Origin of the sequence: Brevibacterium sp. SIMBA_078 (assembly GCF_046534565.1) — a bacterium.
GTDB lineage: Bacteria > Actinomycetota > Actinomycetes > Actinomycetales > Brevibacteriaceae > Brevibacterium.
Window position 1 is genome coordinate 1 of sequence record NZ_JAWRYQ010000055.1, and the last position, 372, is coordinate 372.

Annotated in this window: 1 protein-coding gene; it reads left to right on the plus strand. The window is 34.7% G+C overall.

The window, feature by feature from the left end:
• Positions 1 to 372: hypothetical protein (locus tag SB749_RS18835; protein ID WP_410711643.1), on the plus strand; the 372-nt coding region annotated here is incomplete at both ends.

Consider the following 372-nt stretch of genomic DNA (forward strand, 5'->3'; position numbering starts at 1 on the left):
GAGCAGTTATGTCCTGACACAGTCATTGCCTATTCTATTGAATTTAAATATACAACTCAGAAAGAGATAAACGGCGACTCAGATGCTTACAAGGTTGGTAGTTCTGTATGGCAAAAAACAGATAACAAATTACCTTTCCTGCATATTCATTTTTATGTAATAGCTGATTGTAGAAAGACGATACCTAAATCATTCCCAAGATATGCCACAGCAGCATTAAATGATTTACAAGGACTAAGAGCAGCTAGGTATTCAAAATCTATTTATGGTGAGATATACAAGAGTTTGAATAAAGACTGTGATGATGCTTTCTCAAGATTCTTGTATATAGGTAAGATAGAACAGAAAGCACCTGAGATACCGTATCGTAAT